Source organism: Acaryochloris marina MBIC11017 (genome assembly GCF_000018105.1).
GTDB classification, from domain to species: Bacteria; Cyanobacteriota; Cyanobacteriia; order Thermosynechococcales; family Thermosynechococcaceae; genus Acaryochloris; species Acaryochloris marina.
In genome coordinates, this window is the sequence record NC_009925.1 from 594,212 (window position 1) to 616,732 (window position 22,521).

Annotated in this window: 25 protein-coding genes and 1 tRNA gene; 16 read left to right on the top strand and 10 right to left on the bottom strand. The window is 47.7% G+C overall.

The window, feature by feature from the left end; all coding sequences use genetic code 11:
• Positions 1–54: 54 nt before the first annotated feature.
• From thiL to AM1_RS02650, 3 genes are all read left to right on the top strand, one after another.
• Positions 55–1,065: a thiamine-phosphate kinase gene (thiL, locus tag AM1_RS02640; RefSeq protein WP_012161253.1), complete on the top strand. Its 1,011-nt coding sequence runs from the start codon at positions 55–57 to the stop codon at positions 1,063–1,065.
• A 28-nt stretch (positions 1,066–1,093) separates the two neighbouring features.
• Entirely contained in the window at positions 1,094–1,486 is a 393-nt protein-coding gene (locus AM1_RS02645; protein WP_238549149.1) for a hypothetical protein, read from the top strand.
• Between the two features lie 220 nt (positions 1,487–1,706).
• On the top strand, positions 1,707–3,080 hold the full coding sequence (locus AM1_RS02650) for a cytochrome P450 (protein WP_012161255.1): 1,374 nt from the start codon (positions 1,707–1,709) through the stop codon (positions 3,078–3,080).
• A gap of 23 nt (positions 3,081–3,103) precedes the next feature.
• Here AM1_RS02650 and AM1_RS02655 read toward each other — a convergent pair whose 3' ends face one another.
• Together AM1_RS02655 and ribBA are read right to left on the bottom strand one after the other, a co-directional pair.
• Positions 3,104–3,847 (bottom strand): tetratricopeptide repeat protein, encoded by a 744-nt coding sequence (locus tag AM1_RS02655; RefSeq protein WP_041658845.1) that lies wholly within the window; start codon positions 3,845–3,847, stop codon positions 3,104–3,106.
• Between the two features lie 271 nt (positions 3,848–4,118).
• Positions 4,119–5,801 carry a bifunctional 3,4-dihydroxy-2-butanone-4-phosphate synthase/GTP cyclohydrolase II gene (gene ribBA / locus AM1_RS02660; protein ID WP_012161257.1) on the bottom strand — a complete coding sequence of 561 codons (1,683 nt, stop codon included), beginning with the start codon at positions 5,799–5,801 and terminating at the stop codon, positions 4,119–4,121.
• A 268-nt stretch (positions 5,802–6,069) separates the two neighbouring features.
• Between ribBA and argC the strand changes: the two genes are divergently transcribed.
• Positions 6,070–7,128: an N-acetyl-gamma-glutamyl-phosphate reductase gene (gene argC, locus AM1_RS02665; RefSeq protein WP_012161258.1), complete on the top strand. Its 1,059-nt coding sequence runs from the start codon at positions 6,070–6,072 to the stop codon at positions 7,126–7,128.
• A gap of 48 nt (positions 7,129–7,176) precedes the next feature.
• The gene (locus tag AM1_RS02670; RefSeq protein WP_012161259.1) at positions 7,177–7,611 is read left to right on the top strand and encodes a hypothetical protein; all 435 of its coding nucleotides are present in this window, start codon (positions 7,177–7,179) and stop codon (positions 7,609–7,611) included.
• A 3-nt stretch (positions 7,612–7,614) separates the two neighbouring features.
• Here the strand turns inward: AM1_RS02670 and AM1_RS02675 are convergent, their stop codons facing one another.
• Entirely contained in the window at positions 7,615–8,397 is a 783-nt protein-coding gene (locus AM1_RS02675; RefSeq protein WP_012161260.1) for an ABC transporter permease, read from the bottom strand.
• A 75-nt stretch (positions 8,398–8,472) separates the two neighbouring features.
• Between AM1_RS02675 and AM1_RS02680 the strand changes: the two genes are divergently transcribed.
• The 4 genes from AM1_RS02680 to hemF all read left to right on the top strand — a co-directional run bounded on the left by AM1_RS02680 (position 8,473) and on the right by hemF (position 10,738).
• Positions 8,473–8,781 (top strand): hypothetical protein, encoded by a 309-nt coding sequence (locus AM1_RS02680; protein WP_049783683.1) that lies wholly within the window; start codon positions 8,473–8,475, stop codon positions 8,779–8,781.
• Positions 8,782–8,891: 110 nt separating this feature from the next.
• Positions 8,892–9,431, top strand: coding sequence for a photosystem II reaction center PsbP (gene psbP / locus AM1_RS02685; protein WP_010470975.1), 540 nt, complete (start codon positions 8,892–8,894; stop codon positions 9,429–9,431).
• 95 nt (positions 9,432–9,526) lie between these two features.
• Positions 9,527–9,599 (top strand) — tRNA-Ala (locus AM1_RS02690).
• 113 nt (positions 9,600–9,712) lie between these two features.
• Positions 9,713–10,738: an oxygen-dependent coproporphyrinogen oxidase gene (gene hemF, locus AM1_RS02695; protein WP_012161262.1), complete on the top strand. Its 1,026-nt coding sequence runs from the start codon at positions 9,713–9,715 to the stop codon at positions 10,736–10,738.
• 68 nt (positions 10,739–10,806) lie between these two features.
• On the opposite strand, the gene AM1_RS02700 is transcribed toward hemF, so the two are convergent.
• Entirely contained in the window at positions 10,807–11,292 is a 486-nt protein-coding gene (locus AM1_RS02700) for a type IV pilin-like G/H family protein (RefSeq protein ID WP_238549150.1), read from the bottom strand.
• A 229-nt stretch (positions 11,293–11,521) separates the two neighbouring features.
• On the opposite strand from AM1_RS02700, the gene AM1_RS02705 reads away from it, so the two are divergent.
• Both AM1_RS02705 and AM1_RS02710 read left to right on the top strand, forming a co-directional pair.
• Positions 11,522–12,394 carry an S-methyl-5'-thioadenosine phosphorylase gene (locus AM1_RS02705; RefSeq protein ID WP_012161264.1) on the top strand — a complete coding sequence of 291 codons (873 nt, stop codon included), beginning with the start codon at positions 11,522–11,524 and terminating at the stop codon, positions 12,392–12,394.
• Between the two features lie 3 nt (positions 12,395–12,397).
• Positions 12,398–12,667, top strand: coding sequence for a YciI family protein (locus tag AM1_RS02710; RefSeq protein ID WP_012161265.1), 270 nt, complete (start codon positions 12,398–12,400; stop codon positions 12,665–12,667).
• A 37-nt stretch (positions 12,668–12,704) separates the two neighbouring features.
• Here the strand turns inward: AM1_RS02710 and infC are convergent, their stop codons facing one another.
• Entirely contained in the window at positions 12,705–13,238 is a 534-nt protein-coding gene (infC, locus tag AM1_RS02715) for a translation initiation factor IF-3 (protein WP_010470985.1), read from the bottom strand.
• A gap of 394 nt (positions 13,239–13,632) precedes the next feature.
• Here infC and AM1_RS02720 point away from each other — a divergent pair, with 394 nt between their 5' ends.
• Complete coding sequence (locus AM1_RS02720; RefSeq protein ID WP_012161266.1) at positions 13,633–14,493, top strand: M48 family metallopeptidase; 861 nt, start codon at positions 13,633–13,635, stop codon at positions 14,491–14,493.
• A 117-nt stretch (positions 14,494–14,610) separates the two neighbouring features.
• On the opposite strand, the gene AM1_RS02725 is transcribed toward AM1_RS02720, so the two are convergent.
• Positions 14,611–15,315, bottom strand: a complete 705-nt coding sequence (locus AM1_RS02725; protein WP_012161267.1) for a hypothetical protein — start codon at positions 15,313–15,315, stop codon at positions 14,611–14,613.
• 149 nt (positions 15,316–15,464) lie between these two features.
• The gene (locus tag AM1_RS02730; RefSeq protein ID WP_012161268.1) at positions 15,465–16,925 is read right to left on the bottom strand and encodes a glycoside hydrolase family 13 protein; all 1,461 of its coding nucleotides are present in this window, start codon (positions 16,923–16,925) and stop codon (positions 15,465–15,467) included.
• Between the two features lie 426 nt (positions 16,926–17,351).
• On the opposite strand from AM1_RS02730, the gene AM1_RS02735 reads away from it, so the two are divergent.
• Positions 17,352–17,537: a hypothetical protein gene (locus AM1_RS02735; protein WP_010470992.1), complete on the top strand. Its 186-nt coding sequence runs from the start codon at positions 17,352–17,354 to the stop codon at positions 17,535–17,537.
• Between the two features lie 293 nt (positions 17,538–17,830).
• On the opposite strand, the gene AM1_RS02740 is transcribed toward AM1_RS02735, so the two are convergent.
• Both AM1_RS02740 and AM1_RS02745 read right to left on the bottom strand, forming a co-directional pair.
• A complete protein-coding gene (locus tag AM1_RS02740; protein ID WP_012161269.1) occupies positions 17,831–19,099 on the bottom strand; it encodes a M23 family metallopeptidase in 1,269 nt (422 codons plus the stop codon).
• Positions 19,100–19,314: 215 nt separating this feature from the next.
• Complete coding sequence (locus tag AM1_RS02745; protein WP_012161270.1) at positions 19,315–20,010, bottom strand: biotin--[acetyl-CoA-carboxylase] ligase; 696 nt, start codon at positions 20,008–20,010, stop codon at positions 19,315–19,317.
• Positions 20,011–20,094: 84 nt separating this feature from the next.
• Here AM1_RS02745 and pgeF point away from each other — a divergent pair, with 84 nt between their 5' ends.
• The 3 genes from pgeF to AM1_RS02760 all read left to right on the top strand — a co-directional run bounded on the left by pgeF (position 20,095) and on the right by AM1_RS02760 (position 22,287).
• A complete protein-coding gene (pgeF, locus tag AM1_RS02750; protein WP_041660735.1) occupies positions 20,095–20,910 on the top strand; it encodes a peptidoglycan editing factor PgeF in 816 nt (271 codons plus the stop codon).
• Complete coding sequence (locus tag AM1_RS02755) at positions 20,886–21,284, top strand: hypothetical protein (protein WP_012161272.1); 399 nt, start codon at positions 20,886–20,888, stop codon at positions 21,282–21,284. The genes pgeF and AM1_RS02755 overlap by 25 nt, the downstream gene beginning before the upstream one ends.
• Positions 21,285–21,420: 136 nt before the next feature.
• Positions 21,421–22,287 (top strand): hypothetical protein, encoded by an 867-nt coding sequence (locus tag AM1_RS02760; protein ID WP_238549151.1) that lies wholly within the window; start codon positions 21,421–21,423, stop codon positions 22,285–22,287.
• A gap of 3 nt (positions 22,288–22,290) precedes the next feature.
• On the opposite strand, the gene AM1_RS02765 is transcribed toward AM1_RS02760, so the two are convergent.
• On the bottom strand, positions 22,291–22,515 hold the full coding sequence (locus tag AM1_RS02765) for a hypothetical protein (protein WP_012161274.1): 225 nt from the start codon (positions 22,513–22,515) through the stop codon (positions 22,291–22,293).
• Positions 22,516–22,521: the final 6 nt, after the last annotated feature.

Sequence of the window (22,521 nt, forward strand, 5' to 3'; positions counted from 1 at the left end):
TCAACCACAATAGGCTTGGGAGCTGCTTCCAAGCCTTTTTTTGATCAGGGACAGATGGAAAAGAACAACTTAGGTGTCACTGTTGCCGAGTTGGGTGAGCAACAGGTATTACAACGGCTGTATCAGTTCTGTGAAACCCGTATGGTGGGTGATGATGCTGCAGTACTCACACCGCGTGCAGGACATCTCCTAGTGGTGACGACGGATATGTTGGTGGATGGGATTCATTTTTGCGATCGCACCACATCTCCCGCTGATGTAGGCTGGCGTTCTGCTGCTGCCAATTTATCTGATATTGCGGCTATGGGAGCGAGTCCTTTGGGGCTGACCATTAGTCTGGGCTTACCTGAAACGTTACCAGTTAGCTGGCTTGATCAGTTTTATCAGGGGGTAGCTGATTGCTTAAACACTTATGGAACAGCCATTATTGGTGGAGATTTAAGTCGATCACCAGTGATTACCGTGAGTATGACGGCGTTAGGGGAGGTCTCGCCCCATCAGCAAATTTTGCGTTCTACGGCTCAACCGGGAGATGCAATTGTGGTCACGGGGGTTCATGGTTCTGCTCGGGCGGGATTGGAGCTTTTACTCCACCCAGATTGGGGACAGGTATTGAGTTCGGCAGAGTACTTAGCATTAAAACAGGCTCATCAGCGTCCTCAACCCCGATTAGATGTGATTCAAGCGCTCCAACAACTCACACCTGTTCCTAGAGTGACAGGAATGGATAGTAGTGACGGGTTGGCGGATGCCGTTTTGCAAATTTGTAGAGCGAGCGGAGTGGGGGCTGAGATCCTGCAAACTCAAATTCCGATACCAATGAGCTTTAATAACACCCAAGTTTTAACCTCAGAGCAAGCGATAGAATGGGCGCTTTATGGAGGGGAAGATTTTGAGTTAGTGCTATGTTTACCTTTACCTTCTGCTCAGGAATTGCTGAAGAGAATTAATCCAACCGCAATGATCATTGGTCAAATAGTTGCTGAAGGTGATGTTACTTTACTCAAGCCAAATGGGGAGGGGTTTTTGTTAGAAATGCAAAAAGGCTACCAACATTTCCAATAATTTTGTGCATTAGATCAAATTTGTACGGATGTTCATTTTTTTCGTTGCATCAAGTCAAATTCTTATGGCCAATTTTCCAATCCCAGATTCAATTCAGTATGCAGACATTATTCGCGATGGTGGATCATACTGGATGGCTTATACTACTGCCAATGACGGAATTTGTGAACTGGAATTACAGGTTAGAAAGAACCATAACTACGATCGAATAGGTTACTGGCCCCCCACTCTATGGATAGGTAAATCGCAAAAAAAGCTTCAACTGAATTGGGGGGATGCAGAATATCTTGCAGCTAGGTTCTCAATGTTGTTGCATCCTGATATTGGTTGGGGAGGGACTAAACGAGCAAAGGAAATGATTGCTTATCTAGAAGCAAAAGGTACTCTCGATACAACACAGTGCAAGTGTGATGATGGCTGATTAAAAAGTAAAATGCCTGGCAGGTATGCCCGCGAGGATGGGACGATTCTTAACATCCACTGTTTCTAATTCTGCAACTAATCAAGCAGATGCACCAAAACCAGAACCTTAGTTTTTCCCTTAAGTTTCTCCCTAAGATTCTGATCTTCCCTAGCTATATATTAGGTCTGCCATGAGAGTGGAATCAAGGTTAGCCTATTGTTAGCTTGGAGGACAAACCATGACTGCTACAGCACCTACCCTAGCCCCTACTCCCTCTGCACCCATTCCTCGTATTCCAGTACCGACGTGGCTGCAAACGATACGAGCTATAGCCGATCCCATTCCATATCTAGAGAACGCCTATGCTCAGTATGGCGACATCTTTGAAGGGCGATCCTTTGGCTTCCCCCCCTTTGTGATCCTTAGTCACCCAGATGCCATTGAGCAGGTTTTTACCACTGACCCCAGCCTTTTTGATAGTGTCAGTGGCAATCAGATCATCTCTCCCATTACAGGTGATCAAGGACTTCTGCTGTTAGAAGGAGAAGCCCATAAAAAACGGCGGAAATTGGTAATGCCTCCCTTTCACGGTGAGCGAATGCGGGCCTATGGCGATGCCATGTGTGCGATCGCAACTCAAGTCTCCCAAGAATGGCCCCAAAATCAGCCCTTTGTGATGCGCTCAGCCACCCAAGAAATTACCCTTCGGGTCATTCTCCGGACCATCTTTGGGATTGACAACAATGAGCGATTTCAGCAGCTCAGTCAGCTTCTGGACGAGATGCTCCATACCTTCGATACTCCTTTGGGGTCGAGCCATCTCTTTCTCACCGGGTTGCAAAAAGACTTAGGCCCTTGGAGCTTATGGGGGAAATTCTTGCGACGCCGACAAGCCATCAATGAGCTGCTATTGGCTGAGATTCAGGAACGGCGGCAACAGCCATTGGGACAAGATATTCTCAGCCTGCTCCTTGCTGCCCAAGATGAGCAGGGAGAACCCATGAGTGATGCCGAGCTTCGGGACGAGTTGATGACGCTTCTTTTTGCTGGCCATGAAACCACGGCGTCTGCGTTGGCTTGGGCCTTCTACTGGATCCATAAGGTTCCAGAAGTGCGGACGAAATTATTAGCAGAGTTAAGGGATATCACCCCAGATACAGACCCGAGTGAGATTGCCAAGCTCCCCTATCTCAGCGCAGTTTGCTCAGAAACACTGCGCATTTATCCCCTGGTGTTGTTTACCTTTAGCCGTACTCTCAAACAGCCTCTACGAGTTATGGGCTACGATCTGCCTCCAGGAGCAATGCTGACCCCCTGTATTTATCTGGTGCACCACCGCGAAGATCTCTACCCCAATCCCAATGCCTTCCGACCGGAGCGCTTTTTAGAGCGCCAGTTTTCACCCTATGAGTATTTCCCCTTTGGCGGGAGTAATCGGCGCTGTTTAGGATATGCATTTGCCCTATTTGAGATGAAATTAGTGCTGGCCACCATTCTCAGGCAAACCAGCCTACAATTGGTCAGCTCAAAACCTATTCAACCCGTTCGGCGGGGAATTACCTTTACGCCAGCAGGGGGTGTGCCTATGCTAGCTACCCGCCTAGGTGGCTAAATTTTGGATTAAATTGTTGTCTCCTAGAGTTCCTTCTCTAGGCTCTGGAGCATTCGGTCTGCTTTATTAGCGATATGGCGGTGCTGTCTGTAATAGAACTCAGGGCAAGCTTTCAGTTTTGACAGCATTGTTTTTAAGATTTCGTAGGCATCCTGTTTCTCACCATCTTCAGCTTGGAGCGTAGCCAATATTAATGCTGCCTCAGGATGACTCCAGGCTTTAATATCTTGAATGAGGTGGGGTTTTGCTAGTTCTCTCTGTTCACTGGCGACGAGAACCTTACCCAGCAGCAAGGAAGCATCGCCCCGTTTATATTCAGAATCAAGAGATAGAATCTGCTGTAGATAAGCTTGAGCTTCCTCCCATCGTTTGGCAGCTGTTGCCACTGACGCGAGTCCCCATAAGGCATCGAGATAGTTGGGCTCTTTGGAAATGGCTTCTTGAAAGGCTTCCTCCGCTTGAGTTACTTTACTCATCTCCAGCAAGACGTTACCCAATTGAACATACTGGTGTGATTTACCAATATTAACGACTGCAGCTTCGGCCGCTCGTAACTCTCGTCCTTTAGTCCAGCGTTTAAAGTAGCTGGGAGCTGAAGATGTATTCATTCGCGGTAGCATTCTCGTCGCGAAATAAATGACAGCACCCAGATAGTTAAAGAATAGCAACAGCCAGATCCAAACATTTCGATCTGGATCGTTTCGGATGCAATCGAAGATCGCATACATCCAAAAACCCGTTGTGGCAAATACAACAATATGAAACATCAAAGGTAGTCTTATGAATTACCCTTAGGTTTCCCATTTCCAACCTTTAGGTGATCGAATTTCAAGTTTTTGAATAAAAATCACGATTTTCTAGGTCAAAAAACGAATGGCTATAATGATTTTGACTATCGTCTAGCAGCCTGATTTCCTATAAATACCTACAGAATCTAAGTTCAGGTTAAGACCATTTTTTAGATTCTTCCACGCAAGAATGAAGGTTTAAGATTATCCTGAACTCAGGTTATATAGGTATGTTCCTATATAGAAATAGCTATTCGCTTAGGTCAACGCTATAGATTGTTTGTGTTTCTAAATCATGACATAAGGGTAAAGGTAATTGATCTGCCTTAATGCTTTTTCGGTCTAATTTGACTTGGAGATTTTTGAGCGGATCGGTGCCAGAAGAAATCAAAAATTCAACACTAGCAACATTAGAATCCTGCTTTAAATCTCCAAAGATACGAGTAACCGCTTCCCGGTAAGGGTGTCCTTTTTGTTGATACCAATCTGCCGAGGCAACATCTGGCTGGTCTAAACCTAAATGACAAATCAAGGAGGGGCCTTCGAATAGCGCTATTGCTACAGGACGGGCCTCTTCTTGCAGTAAAAGATGCTGGTTGTCTGCCAAATGACGAAGTTTTTCGAGACGGTCGTAGCGCTGAGTCACATCTAAGGGTTCATCCTGCCATCGAATAGCAATCGTCATCAGGTAGGTTTGCAACAGCATATGACCTAGCTTTTCTGCCTTAGTGTTTAAGTAGGTCGTATTGTAGGTGTTGGCCTCGATTAGCAAGGGGACTCGATCAGCAACTTCCAACCCATAGCCTTTGAGCCCTGCTATCTTACGGGGGTTATTGGTAATCAGGCGAATTTTTTGAATTCCCAGATCATTAAGGATTTGAGCCCCTACACCGTAGTTTCGTAAATCGGCTGGAAATCCTAACTTTTCATTTGCTTCTACGGTATCGAGACCCATATCTTGCAAGGAATAGGCCTTCAGTTTATTGACTAGACCAATCCCGCGGCCTTCTTGTCTTAAATACACGACGACGCCCTGCCCCACATTCTCAATCATTTTGAGAGCGGCCTGGAGCTGCATACGACAGTCACACCGAAGGGAGCCGATGGCATCTCCGGTGAGGCATTCGGAGTGCATCCGCACCATCACGGGCTGTTGACCAAACTGCTTTGGATCGCCTTTAACAATGGCGACATGTTCTTTGTGATCGAGCTGATTGCGGTAAGCATAAATCTGAAACTGGCCAAACTCAGTGGGCATATCAGCAACAGTTTCTCGATGAACAAACCGCTCATGTTGAAGCCGATAGCTAATTAAATCGGCAATGCTGATGATTTTAAGCTGATGTTCATGGGCATAGTCTTTGAGTTGCGGTAGGCGAGCCATGGATCCATCGGGATTTTGGATTTCACAAATTACGCCAGCTGGATATAACCCTGCTAAGCGAGTCATATCAATCGCCGATTCAGTATGACCTGCTCGCTGTAACACTCCACCAGAGCGGGCTCTCAAAGGGAAAATGTGCCCAGGACGTCGCAAATCTGTGGGTAAGGAATCTGGATTGACGGCGACTTGAATCGTACGGGCTCGGTCTTCCGCTGAAATGCCGGTTGTTACGCCTAGATGAGGAGAGGCATCGATACTGACGGTAAAGGCCGTTTGGTTCATGTCGGTGTTATTGGTAACCATCAGTGGCAGCTCTAATGCGTCTAATCGCTCCCCAGTCATGGCTAGGCAAATCAACCCCCGCGCTTCCACGGCCATAAAGTTAATCATGTCAGGGGTGGCGAATTGAGCTGCACAAATTAGATCGCCTTCGTTTTCCCGGTTCTCATCATCCACTACGACAATGGCATGTCCCGCTTTAAACTCCGCAAGGGCATCTTCAATGGAGTCAAATTCAAAAGAGTCTGTTGGCGTAGCGTGGGGATTCAAAGTGACGGTACCGTAACGTTTTTTAACATCTTCCCCTTAATTCTAAGGGGTGGGGACGCCAGTTCGCACAGAATCCTTTGATTATCCAAAACCAGTCGAAATGGGTATTTGGTACTACAATGCAGCTCATGTGAGCTAATGCAGTCGTTGCTATTCAATGCAGTGATCGATATCAATAAAAGTGGTGATCGATATCATCATCGTTATTTTTGGGAAGCCTGAACTACATTAACTGTTTGTATGACTGACCTCTGAGGAAAAAATGAATATGGGTTCTCAGGAAGATATTCCTGTTGGCATTATTGGAGCGTCTGGATATGGCGGGGTCCAACTGACTCGCCTACTGTTGGAACATCCCCATGTCCATCTGGCCTATTTAGGGGGCGATAGCAGTGCGGGGCGTCCATTTGCAGACTTGTATCCCCACTTGGGGTTTAAACAAGACTTAAAAGTAGAAGCCATCGATTTAGACAAAGTTGTTGAGCGGACCCAGGTGGTCTTTTTGGCTCTTCCCAATGGTTTGGCCGCAGAGATGGCACCGACTTTGGTGGAATGCGGTTGCAAAGTCTTGGATCTCTCTGCCGATTATCGATTTACAAACCTGGACACCTATGAAGATTGGTACGGGACGAAACGACAAGATCGTGATTTGGCCTCTACAGCAGTCTATGGTTTGCCCGAACTCTATCGACAGGGAATTTCAACGGCTAGCTTAGTGGGCTGTCCAGGGTGCTTCCCCACCGCTAGTTTGTTGGCTTTAGCCCCCTTGCTCAAACAAGGTTTAATTGACCCGAACAGTGCCATTATTGATGCCAAAACCGGCACCTCTGGCGGAGGACGCCAAGCTAAAACCCATCTGCTCCTTGCTGAGGCTAATGGCAGTATTGGTCCTTATGGCGTCGCCCACCATCGTCATACCCCTGAAATTGAACAGGTAAGTAGTGATTTGGCAGGGCGAGAGGTGGTTGTCCAGTTTACGCCTCATTTAGCACCCATGACCCGTGGGATTTTGGCCACGGTTTATGCCACGATGCGAGACCCTGGGCTAGTGAGAGAAGATTTGATTACGATCTTTAGCGCCTTTTATCGGAACTCACCTTGGGTCAAGGTCTTACCGGGCAGTACCTATCCCTTTACGAAATGGGCCTATGGCACAAACCTTTGCTACCTCGGCATAGAAGTGGATCAGCGGACCGGTCGCGTTATCGTGATTTCTGCCATTGATAATTTGATGAAGGGTCAGGCGGGGCAAGCAGTCCAATGCTTGAACTTGATGATGGGTTGGCCAGAAACCATGGGATTGCCGGAACTAACCTTTTACCCCTAAGGGAACCGTATTGGGGGAAAATAAAAGAGTTACAAATTCTCTAAGTAGATGGCTACAAATCATAAAAATAGGCTGGTGTGGGCGGTGTGGACCATCGTCACCATTGGCATGGGTTCTGCGGTTGGGGCTTTGGTGGGTTCAACCAAGGCGTCTGCAGGAACGACGATGGCAGTGGTCACAGGAATGGGATGTGTGATTGGAATTGGTGCTTTGGTGAAAGCAATCGCTAGCCGTGCCAATCAAGATGCGACTGCTGGATGGGAAGCCCTCTCCGTCAAAGCCAGTTTTTTGCTCGGTGCCATTAACTTATCAGTAGGCTTGGTCCTGGCTCCCATTGCTATCTGTAGTATTGTCTGGCCGTTTGCTGTAATCAATTGGACTCAAGTGGGAATGATCATTGGCATCATTGCCTCTGGTATGGGGGGACTGCTGGCAGCTATGGTCGAAATTCGCGCTTTGGAAAATCCGGTGGTGGTGGATTGATGACTAGCTGGATGCACTGGTGTAGAAACGAAGTGCGAATTGCCAAAACCGATTGGACAGTATAAATAGGGCGATTGCGAGTATACCTGCCCCTAGGCTCCAATTCCAGGTGGCTCGATTAAGCATGGCTTGAGCGGGCACTGTAGTTAGGAATGTTACGGGTATCACAAAGGTAAAAAAGAAGCGATAGGCGGTTGGATAGGCTACGACCGGATAGCGGCCAGCTTCGACCAGCCCCCGCAGGACTTCTGTGACGTTATAGATTTTGACAAACCAAATACTGGTGGCTCCCAAAACAAACCAGAGACTATAGAGGCTGAGAAATCCGCACAGCAGTGGCCATAGACCAAGGGCATAATTTTGCCAGCCTAGTCCCAGTTGAAATCCGGCATAGCCGATCAGCCCTAGGCCAAAAAGGACATCGGGCAGACCCCAAGGAGAGACAGAATAAGTGGATAACCAAAATTGACTGCTGATAGGTTTGAGCAGAATAAAATCAAGGGTGCCTTCTTGAACGTGGCGAACAATTCGGTTTAGATTTGGGACAAGGCAGGTGGCTGAAAAGCCTTGGAGGAGGGTGAAGACACCCAAAACAACGAGGGCTTCATGCCAACTCCAGTCTTGGAAGGTATAGCCTGTACGATAAAACAAAGATAGGCCAAATAAGCTACCCGCGAGATTACCAAGGCTGCTAAGGGCCGAGATTGCAAAGTTGGAGCGATATTCCATCTCTGCTGCAATGGTCGTTGCCCAAAACAGCTTCAGCACCCGAAAATACCGCTTCATCCTCTTATCCTTTTTACCTGGATTTTCCTGTAAGACACCCTTAAGATAAACGATACTGAACTTGGCGAGGTCATCATGTTGCAGAAGCGAGATCCATTTCGTCAAGCTAATCAGGCTCGTTTAAAAGTACTGAATTTACGATGGCGACGCCTAGAGTGCGATCGACAAATTCTTAAAACTCAGGTCGGATTCGCTCCTAAGACGGAATCAGCAGTGTCTCCTTGTCAGGGTTGTGCCAATTATCACGGAAAAGCCTATGGTATGAGTGAAGCACGGCAAGCGTTAGTCTGTGCTATTCACCCTTTTGGCTGGCAGCAGTCTTCAACTTGTCCGGATTGGTATCCACAACTGTTTGAAGTAAAGGATGTTGAGCCAGAGGGTTAAACATCTTGTTGCAATTGATGGAGGTAACGCTCCTCCCAATGCGACAATAAACTCACTCAATGAAGCAAATTTGTCTACAAGCAAAGGAAAACTGGTTAAGGACACAAAACATGTTCAAAAGAATCGCAGCACTTGCACTCATTATATTAAGTCTGACCTTACAAGCCTGCGCGTCTGATACAGCCGGATTGCAAGCTTATGCAGACAATATTGATGGGTATACCTTTATGTATCCCAATGGTTGGGCACCCATCAAAGTACCCGGTAGCTCTGACGTTGTGTTTCATGACCTGATCGAAGAGACCGAAAATGTGAGCGTAGTCGTGAGTGACATCACTAGCGACACTCAGTTGACGGATTTAGGAGATCCCACTGAAGTGGCCCGCACCCTTTTGAATGCAGTGATTGCACCTTCCCAATCTGGCCAGGAAGCGGATTTATTGGCTGCAGCTTCGCGAACAGAAGATGATAAGGTCTACTACGCCCTTGAATATTCGGTTGATTTACCCATTGGTAAGCGCCATAACCTTTCGACCGTAGTTGTTCGTCGGGGTAAGTTGTTTACCCTTAGCCTCTCCACACCAGAGTCTCGTTGGACCAAGGTTGAGCCTGTGTTCCAGCGCGTTGTGGATTCTTTCTCTGTTTACTAAACTGGTTGGTTAATCAGTACGCGGCTGTTCTGCAATTGACAGAGCCAAGACGGACTCATTAGACTACATGGACGCGGTTATAGCCCGCGTTTCTTGGGGAATTAGCTCAGCTGGTAGAGTGCTGCGATCGCACCGCAGAGGTCAGGGGTTCGAATCCCCTATTCTCCATTGGTCCAAATCGTTCTAGAGTAGATAAAGCAACCTGGCTGGCTCTCTGCTTCCTACAAAATTAGCGAAGCATATTTATAATGGCCCAGCCCCTATTTCTCTAGAGGCCCCTCATGACCGCATCTCCTTCTACTCCTGCAGCGGTAACAAATGCTCCTCCACCTCCTTCAGACTCTAAAGAGCAGGTGGGAAAATTTCTGCGAGGTTTGCAGGACAGTATTTGCGACAAGCTGCAAACGTTAGATGGTAAAAGCACTTTTCAGGAAGACTCCTGGGATCGACCGGAAGGGGGCGGTGGTCGCTCGCGGGTCCTTCGAGAAGGTGGACTCTTAGAACAGGGTGGTGTCAATTACTCCGAGGTCTGGGGGGATCATTTGCCTCCCTCTATTCTTAAACAACGGCCAGAAGCTGCAGGGCACCGATTTTATGCGACGGGGACTTCGATGGTACTGCATCCCCGCAGTCCCTACGTGCCAACGGTACATCTGAATTATCGATATTTTGAAGCCGGACCAGTTTGGTGGTTTGGGGGTGGGATTGATCTGACGCCGTATTATCCCTTCAAAGAAGATGTGGTCCATTTTCATCAAACGATGAAAGCGGCCTGCGATCGTCATCACCCTGAATATTACTCCACCTTTAAGCCTTGGTGTGATGAGTATTTTTATCTGAAGCACCGACAAGAAATGCGGGGAGTTGGCGGTATTTTCTTTGATTATCAGGATGGCATTGGTGCTTTGTATCGTGGCCCCCATGCTGAGGGGATTGCTGCTCACCATAGTGATCAGTTGGGTTCTTTACCCCAACGGTCATGGGATGAGATATTTGCCTTTGCTCAAGACTGCGGTAACGCCTTTTTGCCTGCCTATGTCCCGATTGTCGAGCGACGTCGGGATACTGAGTATGGTGACCGTGAACGGAACTTCCAACTGTATCGTCGAGGCCGATATGTGGAATTCAACTTGGTCTATGACCGAGGGACTATTTTTGGCTTGCAGACCAATGGTCGTACTGAATCTATCCTGATGTCGCTGCCACCGCTAGTGCGTTGGGAGTATGCTTATTCTCCTGAGCCTGATACTCCTGAAGCAGAGTTATATGAGACATTCTTAAAGCCTCAAGATTGGGCTTCAGCTTAGACTCAAACCAATATCTAAAGCAAACACCAGGGGATGAAAGCGCGGCCAACCCCCTGGATTTTTGCATGTTAACCCTCTACTCTTTGGGACTCTGGACCACAACTCCAAGAGCCTTCTTCAAATTGGGGAGGGGCAATATCTTGGCTGGGCGAACTACTCTCACATAGAATCACTTCAAAAATGGAGTCGACATTGGCAACCCCACCTGCATAGCTATTGAGACCTGCTTCTTTGGCAACCACTTTGAAGGTCGTTTGGGCTGCGTCTGCATCTAATCCTGCAAACGTGAAGTAGTTCATTGTAATTCCGAGTTGGAGATCTTCTAGGCTGGTGGTGAATTTACCATACTCTAGATGATAGGCCTGCTGTGCTCTAAGCACTGATCCTAGCGTTGTTTCCCCTTCGGCATTGCGCGCGGTATTCACAGGTGACGAGGCGGGGTCTGGTGTAGCAGAGCTAGTAGCTTCTGGAGTACTGGCTGGACTATTGATCTCGGGGCTGTTTTCCGTTGACCCCGAACAGGCACCCATTAAACCGACAAGACTGAGGACCATCACAGATTTGAGTGGTGAACGAAAATTATTGAGCTTTATTGTCATTTTTAACTCAGTACCTTGATAAACACTTGCTTCTGCGCTAGGTTACCCAGGTTCTTTGGAATGTTATCTGAGGGGAAATCATTTTCATTGACCGATGATGAAATGGTAGTAGGCAAAAAACTAGTTGCTACACCTAACTTTCCCAGTACACTACGAAAGGATTAAACACTCACGAACCTTAGATATGGCTCAGGTAAAAATTGGCATTATTGGCGGTAGTGGCCTTTATAAAATGGAGGCTCTGACGGATGTAGAAGAAGTTCAAATCAAGACCCCCTTCGGAGACCCTTCAGACGCACTGATTGTCGGCACCTTGGAAGGGGCACGGGTGGCTTTCCTCGCTCGCCATGGTCGGAATCATCATCTTATTCCGAGTGAATTGCCCTTTCGCGCTAACATCTATGCCATGAAGTCCTTGGGTGTGGAGTATTTGATCTCAGCTTCAGCCGTCGGCTCCCTTAAGGAAGAAGCAAAACCTTTGGATATGGTGGTGCCGGACCAGTTTATCGATCGCACCAAGAATCGGGTGTCTACTTTTTTTGGCAATGGCATTGTGGCCCATATTGGCTTTGGTGATCCAGTCTGTGGCGCATTGGCTGGGGTATTGGGGGATGCGATCGCATCCCTGAATCTCCCCGATGTCACCCTCCATCGCCAAGGCACCTACGTGTGTATGGAAGGCCCTGCCTTTTCTACCAAAGCTGAATCTAATTTGTATCGAAGTTGGGGGGGCACTGTAATTGGCATGACCAATTTGCCGGAAGCTAAACTGGCGCGGGAAGCTGAAATTGCCTATGCCACCCTAGCCCTAGTCACGGACTACGATTGCTGGCATCCTGAACATGACAGCGTCACGGTGGAAATGATTATTGGCAATCTTCACAAGAATGCGAGTAATGCCCAAAGCGTGATTAAAGAAACCGTTAAACGTCTCAGTCAATCCCCCCCTGCTTCTAAGGCTCACAAGGCTCTGAAACACGCAATCTTTACCCCCTTGGATCAGGCTCCAGCGGCTACCAAGGAACAGCTTTCCTTGATTTTGCAAAAGTATCTCTAAGCTATGCCCTGGTATATCAAAATTGAACGCGGCATTGTGGATAAAACCACCTTTGATCGCCATGTGCCTGCCCACCTCGCCTATGTTAAAAACCTAGAGAGCCATCAGGCCAAAACGGGCTATTGGCGGGAGAGTGCCGGGGGCATGCTAATCTTTGAGGCTCAGTCCTATGAAGAAGCAAAAAAAATTGTAGAGCAAGACCCCCTGATCTTGAACCATTGTGTGGAATACGAATTACACGAATGGGTACAAGTCGGAGGGGCACCCTTATAGCTTGAAAGTGGTTGCTAGGGAAGGAGCTAGGCCAGTCCTATTTCTTCGGAGATAGGTACATAATCATATTGCGTCCTTCGCGCTTGGGTGCTTGCTGGATCTCGGCAAAATCAAGCAAGTCGTTCGCCATTTTCTTTAGCAGCGCTTCGGCTAAATGGGAATGCTGAATCTCCCGGCCTCTGAAAGTGACGGTCGCCTTTACCTTATCGCCAGATTTTAGAAACCGCTTGGCGTGGTTAACCCGCACTTCGTAGTCATGGGTTTGAATCTTGTAGCGCATTTTTACTTCTTTAACATCAGAAGTATGCTGCTTTTTCTTTGCTTCCCGGGCTTTCTTCTCTTGTTCAAACTTGAACTTACCGTAGTCCATGACCCGGCAAACCGGTGGATCGGCTTTATCACTCACTAACACCAAATCCAGGTTCCGCTCATCAGCGATTTCCATTGCTTCGCTAGGCGCCATAATGCCGAGCTGAGTTCCATCTGCATCGACTACGCGGATTTTTGGAAAACGAATGCGTTCGTTAATATTTGGCTGGTTTTGTTGATTTCTTTTTTTGATTGGAGCCACAGGCGTTTAATTTACTGTTAATTAAGATAGCGAAAGAAATAAGGGAAAACGAATACCCCTTTCAAACTAACAGATCCAGATTAGAATCAGCATTCTCTTAACACATCCGTCACATCTACTTTGAAAAAGCGGTTGCTTGGGGTGCACTTTCAACTAGATGGAGACGCTTGCTAGAGAATGGCCGATAGATATAAGCCCTGGACGGTTAGTCATCTCAATATACCCTGATGTCCAAGTCGGTTTGCCACCCTTTGTTATCCCATCAAAAAATAGAGTAAATAGAAACTTATCCTTGCTTTTCTCCCAGTGTTAAGGCGATAAAAAATTAACCCTTTTCTCTACTCTAAAAACAAATGTCACAATGAAGTCAGGCCACACCGCAAACAGTAACAAAATGCCGATGTCAAAAATTCCCTTATTGGGGTTGCAGGCTGCCCAGTTCCGACATCCTATTGATTTGGAAGCAACCCAAACACTCCAGCAGCTCCCTGGGTTAGATTGGCTTGTGAGAAGCCTTTTAGGCAGCGTCGCAGAACAAGTCTTCTATCTAGAAAATATTGGTTCCAGCGTTTTAGTCAGCGAACGACAACTCCCTGAACTGCACCAACTGCTGACTGAGGCTTGCCATATTCTCGACTTGGAACAGCCTCAGCTGTATGTTCGCCAAAATCCCACACCGAACGCCTACACCTTGGCCATGCGGGGACAGCAACCGTTTATTGTGGTGCATACGTCACTGCTGGAATTGCTCGATCCCCCTGAAATGCAGGCTGTTTTAGCCCATGAACTTGGACATCTCAAATGTGAGCATGGCGTTTATCTCACCATTGCTAACCTGCTAGTGCTGGCAGCTGGCCAATTGTCTCCCTTTGGCAGCTTAATTGCCCAAAACCTACAACGGCAGTTGATGGCTTGGGTCCGCTGTGCTGAATTCACTTGCGATCGCGCCGGGTTACTCGTCACCCAAAATGCCAAAGTTATGGCTTCCGTACTGATGAAATTAGCGGGGGGATCATCTTCTCTGGCATCTCAGCTTAATGTGGATGCCTTTATTGACCAAGCCCGAGCCTATGATCGTATCGATCATGATTTAGCAAATCTCCTTAAGTCAGTGCGAACGGCTGAGCTGACTCATCCTCTACCGGTGCTGCGAGCCCGGGAAATTGATCGATGGTCAGATAGCCCGATGTATCAATCTCTTTTGCAAACCTATGCAGCTGATACAGACCACCCGCTAGCTTGGAAGGATTGGTGATCCCTGCCCAAATGCTAAAAAAAGAGCAGGGTTGGCAATTTAGCACATCCTGCTCTTTAATAAATCCATCTAAAAATACGTGAATTAGAAAGCTACTCTGAGGCGTCTATTTCAGTACTATATGGCGTTGCTAATACTGAAGTGATCGAACCAACAGCGCTGTCCTTGCCAAATCACACGTCCGGTTATAATCGCCCATCCATTCTCGAAGTCAGCTTGAGCCACAAATTGCCAGACCGAATCGCCTCTTAGGTTATCCAATCCAAAGTATTTGATGCCCTGATAAGCTGTCATCTGGCCACATCGACCCAGTAAATCGGCAAAGCTTTGATCTAAGCTGTCCTTTTGAGTTGACTTCAATAACGTAGGAGTACATTGACGAGAGAATTCTCGACTATCCCAATTTCCAAGAATTTTGGGAATTGAATCATTCACATAGGTTAATGATTCGCTGTACTGCCAAGCTTTTTTCCAAGGTTTGGGCATAAACCCTCTGAGAAAAGTGGGAATACGCTGGTAAGCTTGCGATTCAGCTTGTATATCTGCTTTTAAAGCGAGATATTCAGAATCTTGATGCCAAGATTGGGCTTCGACAGGCTGGGGCTGTCTAATTTCCATCAAAGCTTGTAAATCACTGAGTTCACGCACTTCAGTCGTGAGTCGTTGTGGTTGAGAAGAGTGCTGTTGAAATGAGTGTTGTTGAAAAGTAGAGATAGATTCTCTATTTGGTAAAACTAGGACCACCAAGAAGGCATAGAGAATTGCTACGGTGGCAAAAATACCCAATAGCAATCCAGCTAGAACCATTAAAATTGCTTCCATCTGTTAAGGCTTCTAATGTACGGGAATTTAGATGCATTCATGACATCCCCGAATCTGGGGTCCCCCCATATCCTTAGGATGCCCAACGGATTAGGGTAATCCGACGTCTGTGATACCAAAACGATGGTTTAAGCGAATTGAGGCCTTATTTATTCAAAACTGGCAATCATAATACTCCCTTGTCGTGCGGATAACTCTACTGTTGCAGTATTCGTATTTATTGCTAAGACGTTAGGGGTTCCGTAGATAGAGTCCAACTTTGCAATAGATGGGGATAACGGGCTGAGATCGATGGTGAGAGAGCTAGACTTCGTACTCGTGTTGATGGCTACAATCATCACTTCTTCTGCCAAGGACCGGCTAAAAACATAGGCTTCATCTGTAGCCAGTAAAACTTGGTATTGACCAGTTCTAAGGGCAGCATGCTGGTGCCGAATTTGGATCAGCTGCTTGTGTATGGTTTGTAAGGGTAGATGCCAATCTGCCTCCTCAGGAAAACTACGACGGCAATCGGGATCGATTCCACCGGGAAGCCCCACTTCATCCCCGTAGTAGATACAAGGAGCACCGGGAAAGGTGAGCAACAAGAGGGTCGCTAGTTCTATGGTGCTGTAGTCTAGGTGCACCATGGACAGCAGTCGAGCCGTATCATGGCTGGACAGCAAGTTAAGCTGAGTGAGTTGAATATCCCAGGGATACCAGGTCAGTAAGTCCTGAATCCGTTGTTGATAGTCTGATGCGTCTAGGGCAGGATAAGGGGCATAGGCAGGCTGTGTTGTATAGGCGACATCCACTCGATCACCTGCTGTAAAAGCGATAGTGGCTTGTCGGAATTGGTAATTCATCACCCCATCAAATTGGTCGCCTTGTAGCCACGGCTGGGCGTTGTCCCAGATCTCACCCACAATATAGGCTTCTGAATTGATACCTTTGACGCGATCGCGAAATTCTTGCCAGAATCCGGGCACTTCAATTTCATTGGGCACATCTAGCCGCCACCCATCAACACCTTGTTTGATCCAGTACTCCGCAATTTGCATAATGTACTCACGCACATCAGGGTGGTCATGGTTGAACTGTGGTAAGGCGCGATTACCACTCCAGCCCACGTAGTTAGCCGGCTTACTGCCTTGATACGCTGCAACAGGCCAGCCCTCAATTCGAAACCAATCCACCCAAGGTGAGTGGGGACCATTTTCTAAGATGTCATTAAAAAAGAAAAATCCCCGGCTGGCATGATTAAATACACCGTCCAGAACTACCTTGATGTGGCGTTTATGGGCTGCTGTAAGCAAATCAGTTAGGGCTTCATTCCCCCCTAAAATGGGGTCGACTTGGTAATAATCATGGGTGTGATACCGGTGGTTGCATGCTGATTGGAAAATAGGCGTGAGGTAGAGGGCTGTGATACCTAAATCAGCCAAATAGTCGAGGCGATCAATAATCCCCCACAAATTTCCCCCTTTATATCCTTGGAAGGTGGGTGGGGCGTGCCAAGCTTCCCAATTAACTTGGGATGGGATGGATGGATGGGGGTGGCAAGCGAAGCGATCAGGAAAAATCTGGTAAAAGACAGCATTTTTGACCCAATCAGGCGTATTAATCTGCATTATCACCAACTAAGCGACAGAGTAATGGCAATGGTATAACAATTGTCTGAAGAATCAGCCATCCCTTCATTAGCTGTAGCAATGAGGTTAAACCAAGAACCTGTACGATTCTATATCTGAAGCTACGTATCCATATAGCGGTTGTCTAAGTTAGTATTAATTTAATTCTCCTTGGGCTATCCTCAACCTCATCATTTTTTGAGGATATATTGATTAGACTTTTGCATCATTCTCTAGGACTTATGACGGTGTCGAGAAGGCAGAAGAAATTTGTTGTCTATATCAATGGAAGATAGTAAGGTTAATCATCTCGTTTTACTTTTCTAAGACTCTCTCCTCGTCTGCTATGTAAAATTATTAGCAGTGCAGGTGTTTGATGTTGATGCTTATTTCTCTTGGATGCTATTGGCTCCAATCTAATGACCCATGAAAGATGACGTCGTCGAGGCTGCCCATGAACGTCAGCGCCTCTCGGTTTTACACAAGCAACTGATTATCAGCTTAAAATTTCATCACAGCCAAACTCTGGAACAAATTCCTGTGGAGATGGCAGTTCAAGCCATGATTGAAGTATGGCAAGCCTGCAATCCATCCCAATCTCCTAAAGATTAGTTGTCGGTACATGGACTCTATGATGGGGACAGTTTTATCCAGCCTCCAGCTATAAGATGATCGGTTGCTTGATCAAATGAGTGAGCAACCTTGAGTATTTGAGTACGGATGGATGTAATTCATGCTCACATATGACACACATCATATTGTCAGTAGATGGTGATAAAAAATTAAGGTGTCTATGAAAAACTGGCTCCAATATTCAATCGCTAAGGGTGCCTTATCAATCAGCGAGAAGGACATCTAGGCTTGAGTTAATTTAGGCGATTGAACTTCAATCTGCTGTGCCTAACTTAGCCCTGGGGTTTGGGAGGGACTTTTGCGGTCTGCATGGCTTTAATTAACTCTGCCAGGGAGACTTTGAGCTGAATTCCTGAATCAAAAGCGACCATGCGCTTATTTTGACGCTTTAACGTCTCGAAGTGGAGGTGAGGGCCAGTGGAATTGCCAGTACTCCCCACCAATCCGATGATAGTTCCTTGGGAAACCCATTGCCCCGGTTGGACATAAACCTTGGATAGGTGGGCATACCGGGTTGCCAGTTGCCCATCTTGGTGGTGCAGAAGAATTGCTAAGCCATAGCCACCCATAAAGCCTGCGGTTTGGACCTGGCCAGGAAACGTTGCTAAAACAGGTGTGCCGGTTGGTGCTGCCAAATCCGTGCCAGCATGGAAACTGGTTTTCCCTGAAATGGGGTGAGTCCGCCAACCAAACGCTGAAGTGATAGAAGCGGGCATCGGTAACGGAAAGATCATTCGCTGCCGATTTGGAACGAGCCACTTTAAAGGGTTAGGTGAGGAAGACAGCCGTTTGATCGAAGGAGAGGCTTTTGCTAAGGGGCTCAAAGTGGCTGGAGCACCTGTAACCCACGGAGTTGGAGCCGTTTTAGGGATATAGGACGGAGAGTAGGCTGTCTCCTGGGAGGCAGGTTGTTGTGGGGGTTGATAAGAATAGGTCGAATAGGTTGGAGCAGAAGCAACAGGCGTATACTGACGAGTTGGAATGTTAGGTCGCTGGGCGGTTTGGACCGCAGGGCCACAAAGGGTTGCCGCAAGGACTGGATCAATATTGAGACTCGCTTTACAGCCAGAAACGCTACCCGATAGAACGGTTCGATTTGAGTTTGGGGCAGATACGGTTTCTACCGGTTCATCGACTGCGCCATAGGTTATGGAGGCGTTGCTCTTGTTGCTGGGGGCGATGGTTGGGCGGTCAGCCACCTGCGGCATGACTTGTGGCGATATGGCTGGTGCTATTGGAGCTGCTGGAGCAGCCGGCATAGGGGCTTCAGGTAAGGCAATGGGCTCAGGGATAGGAGGTGCGACAGGTGCAGGTTCCCAAGCAGGTTCGGGGGGATCGATAAACGTGTCGACGGGAGGGGCTGCCGGCGTGATGGGGGCAGATTCTGTGATGGTCGGACTCTCAAGATCAATCGCTTGGGCTCGCTGATTCAGAGACAGAACTCCCAAGCCAAGGGGAAGACTTAGCCAGCTGCCCAGGCACAACAGAGAGGTTGACCGAAGGTGAGTTCGGATAGAGATTGAGTGAGAGCGATGCATCATACCAATTCGATCCTTAGAGGTGATTCAGTTTTTTGTCGGTGATCAATGGAAAACACATCAGTAAAGCAAAGAGAGACAAGGTTAATTTAACCTTCAAGACTTAGCAAAGCATACCTACTAAGGAAGAATCAACCTAGTCACTTATTTCCTAATGGTAGATAAATTTTCAGGAAACGACTTTCTTCATTATTACTATACCTAGAGTGTTGATGAGTTCATAAACCTAGACGTTTTGCCAAATCTTGGCGGATGGGTTGACTGGCTTGAGGATAAATTTTAATTAGATCTAGATAATCGGGTAGTAATGGATGGATGCCTTGGGTTTGCCAAAATAGATAGCCATTTTCTAGACCCAATAAGGTGAGGGCTGTTAATTCTTCTAAGGAATGAATCGAAGATCTATGGTGGGCGGGGGACCTTTCTGTAATGGTCGCTAGGTTAATGGCTTGATCTGGCACTGGATTACGCCAATTCAGGCCAATGCCGACCACTGCTGTCTGAACGTGTTGATTTTGGAGACTAGTTTCGATCAGGATGCCCCCAAATTTTTTCCCAAGTACAAGTAGATCATTAGGCCACTTAAGCCACACTGGGATGTGATGCTGTCTTAGCAGGGTAGCCAGGCCCCAAATGGTTGCCACGGTGAGTTGGGCAGTTTGATCGGCAGGAATACAAGGTGCGATCGCAACCGACAGATACAGTCCCCCCAGAGAAGACTCCCAAGTCCGCCCCCGCTGGCCCCGACCGGCTCGCTGTTGGGCGGCAACAACCGCCGTTCCCGGTTTCGCCCCTTGCTTAATTAACTCCCAGAGTTTTGTGTTGGTAGAGTCAAGGACCTCAAAGTGGTGGAGCGGCCGTCCCCAAGTTTGGGTGGTTAGATACTGCTGAAACGCGGGTTGATCAAAACTCACAGTTCGAGGGCTAGGCCCGTTAAAACTGGAATCGGCGCGCTAGCATAGGTAAGCCTAGCATTGTTTAAGGTCTATTCTGCCCCCATGCATACCTGGAATTGGCGCACCTGTGAGGGGCGCTCTTACTTAACGTGTAGTTTGCTAGATCCTTGGCCCCATGGATTTTTTACCCGAGAATTTTGGCCTAGGCCCCCGGCTGAGTTAGCCCCGGTCCTCAAAGCAGACGCTCAAATCTTTCGGGTCAAGCAGGTCCATGGCAATGCAGTTTTAGATCCCACAGAAGTTCAGACCTATTGGAACCAGCTGGCTTCTCAAGCCCCTGAAACAGACGAATCGGTATCAGAATTTCCGCCTGCAGATGGCTTAATTAGCCAGAGTAAAAACCAGGCCATTTGGGTTTGTACGGCTGACTGCACCCCTGTATTGATTGCGGATACGCGCTTAGGCCATGTTGCGGCTGTCCATGCCGGATGGCGAGGCACGGCGGCCAAAATTGTGCCAGTCGCCCTGACGCGTCTGCAAGCGCAAGGGAGTCAGTTAAAAGATATTCGAGTGGCCATGGGGCCTGCGATCGCAGGAGAGATGTATCAGGTTGATACGGAAGTTGCAGCTCAAGTTGGCAGTACCGTCGTTGCCCCCCAGTTATCGGAGCAGGCTCCTGAAGTTATTGCTGAGCATCTTCTACAAGTTGAAAACTCCCCACTGATTGCCGATTCAGAGCTAGGACGAGTGCGATTAAACGTGCGGCGAGTAAATGCCATGCAATTAGAACAGATGGGAGTGCTACCAGACCAAGTTGCGATCGCACCCCATTGCACCTACCAAGATCCCGATAAGTTCTTTTCCTATCGGCGAGAACATCGGAAACAAGTTCAATGGTCAGGTATCGTCAGTTGTTAGCATCAGAAGACCCAGCCTGGACCTATGTGTCTGGAAAACTGCGCTCAGGCTATGGTGTAGCGTCTGGACGAGGGGTTGACTCTCCTTATCCTGAAGGGACGATTGCATTACAAACACCTTATTTCAAAGAATTAGGATTAGACCTAACCCCCTATTATCCTGGCACTCTGAATATTTTGATTGCTCCCGCTCAGTTCCAGATGATTCAGCCCCAATGGACGTTTCCCCTGGTGCATTGGTATCCAGCATCTTGCCCTGAAACCTTTTCCTTCTCCCCCTGTCAAGTGAAGTCTGGCGACCACCTTGCTTCAGGACTGATTTACTATCCCCACCCTGAAACGAAGCCGGAACATTTTCAGGACCCCAATTATTGAAGTATTAGCTCCCTTTATCCCCCAGATGGAGACAGGCATGACGGTTACCTTGGGGGTGCTGTCCCAGCAGGTTGAAATCTTTGAACCCGAACCGTGAATGTTAGGGAGAGATGGAAGAGGAAAAATCTCAATGAAGATGCGACGTTCTTTTTGGACCGATCGTCCTCGTCATGTCAGTAAGCAAGAGTACAATCGCTATTCATTTATGGTGTTTGGAACGGTCGTCACGGGTGGATTAGGGGCAATGCTATTAATCAGCAGTGTGTTGGGGATGACCACCTGGCAAGGGAATGAGCTGGCTGAACTACCCGAGATGTCAATTTCTGAAGCGCTCAACCATAAAGGGAAAGGCGCTTCTCCCTTCAAAATCTCAGGCTATTTATTAGCTTCAGATCCCATTTCCATGCCAGATGAACCGGAGCTGAAGGTGCTCAAAGGAGAACTCCAGATCTCAGCTAAATTCCGTGATTCAGGAGAGACAACCCATGAAATGCTGTTCGAGTGGCAGGAGCAGGTGGATGGCGTGATGTTGTCTCAGGCCAATAGGCTTCAAACATCAACCCAGGCTATTTCAGTGGATGTCGATTTGGCCCAGCTGCCCTTAAGAACGGATAGAAGGGCTCGCGCTAGATTGCAATATGACGGATCTTCAAGAACTTCTCGCCCCATCGCGATTGAGTACCAAGATCAAACCTTTCCCTTAGCTGATCTGCCTACGACTCGCACGGTGACCCCTAAAGTATTGCGCCAGTATTTCCCTAGTGGGGAAAAAGTAACTCTCATTGCCAGTATTGAGTCAGGGCAAACCAGCAAGTTGGTCGCTCCTCTAGGCCAAGAACTGAAAATCCTCCGAGGGAGTGAGTCAGACATTCGTAAAACAGGCGCTACAGCCAGACTCATGTTTGGGTTGACCAGTTTTGTATTGCTGGGGGTTAGTTATGGGTTGGGAACCAAAGCTGCCCGCCTCCGGCACAGCTTTGTGGTTCGTTCGAACCAACCTTAAATGTTAAGAACCCGAAATTTCAAAGCTTTGAACTTCTAGAACTGGGCCAATCATGGCCACGGTCATAATGTCATCTCGTATGATGCCCGTTATGTTCACTGACAGCCCCTCCTGCTGTAATTCGGTGGGCGGTTCAAATAGCTCGTAGGTAACATCTTTGGCCGCTAGAGCCCATACTCCGAGGCCAAAACTTTGAAAGGTGATGGTTCCTTTTGCTTCTATAGACATGCTGAT

Excerpts from the sequence above, each read along its gene's own strand:
- AM1_RS02645 (WP_238549149.1), top strand. The coding sequence starts at position 1,094 with ATGTTCATTTTTTTCGTTGCATCAAGTCAAATTCTTATGGCCAATTTT.
- argC (WP_012161258.1), top strand. The coding sequence starts at position 6,070 with ATGGGTTCTCAGGAAGATATTCCTGTTGGCATTATTGGAGCGTCTGGA.
- AM1_RS02720 (WP_012161266.1), top strand. The coding sequence starts at position 13,633 with ATGCCGATGTCAAAAATTCCCTTATTGGGGTTGCAGGCTGCCCAGTTC.
- AM1_RS02700 (WP_238549150.1), bottom strand. The coding sequence starts at position 11,292 with ATGGTCCTCAGTCTTGTCGGTTTAATGGGTGCCTGTTCGGGGTCAACG.
- AM1_RS02710 (WP_012161265.1), top strand. The coding sequence starts at position 12,398 with ATGCCCTGGTATATCAAAATTGAACGCGGCATTGTGGATAAAACCACC.
- AM1_RS02765 (WP_012161274.1), bottom strand. The coding sequence starts at position 22,515 with ATGTCTATAGAAGCAAAAGGAACCATCACCTTTCAAAGTTTTGGCCTC.
- AM1_RS02675 (WP_012161260.1), bottom strand. The coding sequence starts at position 8,397 with ATGAAGCGGTATTTTCGGGTGCTGAAGCTGTTTTGGGCAACGACCATT.
- AM1_RS02705 (WP_012161264.1), top strand. The coding sequence starts at position 11,522 with ATGGCTCAGGTAAAAATTGGCATTATTGGCGGTAGTGGCCTTTATAAA.
- AM1_RS02670 (WP_012161259.1), top strand. The coding sequence starts at position 7,177 with ATGGCTACAAATCATAAAAATAGGCTGGTGTGGGCGGTGTGGACCATC.
- hemF (WP_012161262.1), top strand. The coding sequence starts at position 9,713 with ATGACCGCATCTCCTTCTACTCCTGCAGCGGTAACAAATGCTCCTCCA.
- pgeF (WP_041660735.1), top strand. The coding sequence starts at position 20,095 with ATGCATACCTGGAATTGGCGCACCTGTGAGGGGCGCTCTTACTTAACG.
- AM1_RS02725 (WP_012161267.1), bottom strand. The coding sequence starts at position 15,315 with ATGGAAGCAATTTTAATGGTTCTAGCTGGATTGCTATTGGGTATTTTT.
- psbP (WP_010470975.1), top strand. The coding sequence starts at position 8,892 with ATGTTCAAAAGAATCGCAGCACTTGCACTCATTATATTAAGTCTGACC.
- AM1_RS02755 (WP_012161272.1), top strand. The coding sequence starts at position 20,886 with ATGGTCAGGTATCGTCAGTTGTTAGCATCAGAAGACCCAGCCTGGACC.
- AM1_RS02735 (WP_010470992.1), top strand. The coding sequence starts at position 17,352 with ATGAAAGATGACGTCGTCGAGGCTGCCCATGAACGTCAGCGCCTCTCG.
- AM1_RS02680 (WP_049783683.1), top strand. The coding sequence starts at position 8,473 with ATGTTGCAGAAGCGAGATCCATTTCGTCAAGCTAATCAGGCTCGTTTA.
- AM1_RS02740 (WP_012161269.1), bottom strand. The coding sequence starts at position 19,099 with ATGATGCATCGCTCTCACTCAATCTCTATCCGAACTCACCTTCGGTCA.
- AM1_RS02650 (WP_012161255.1), top strand. The coding sequence starts at position 1,707 with ATGACTGCTACAGCACCTACCCTAGCCCCTACTCCCTCTGCACCCATT.
- thiL (WP_012161253.1), top strand. The coding sequence starts at position 55 with ATGGAAAAGAACAACTTAGGTGTCACTGTTGCCGAGTTGGGTGAGCAA.
- AM1_RS02760 (WP_238549151.1), top strand. The coding sequence starts at position 21,421 with ATGCGACGTTCTTTTTGGACCGATCGTCCTCGTCATGTCAGTAAGCAA.
- AM1_RS02655 (WP_041658845.1), bottom strand. The coding sequence starts at position 3,847 with ATGTTTCATATTGTTGTATTTGCCACAACGGGTTTTTGGATGTATGCG.
- AM1_RS02730 (WP_012161268.1), bottom strand. The coding sequence starts at position 16,925 with ATGCAGATTAATACGCCTGATTGGGTCAAAAATGCTGTCTTTTACCAG.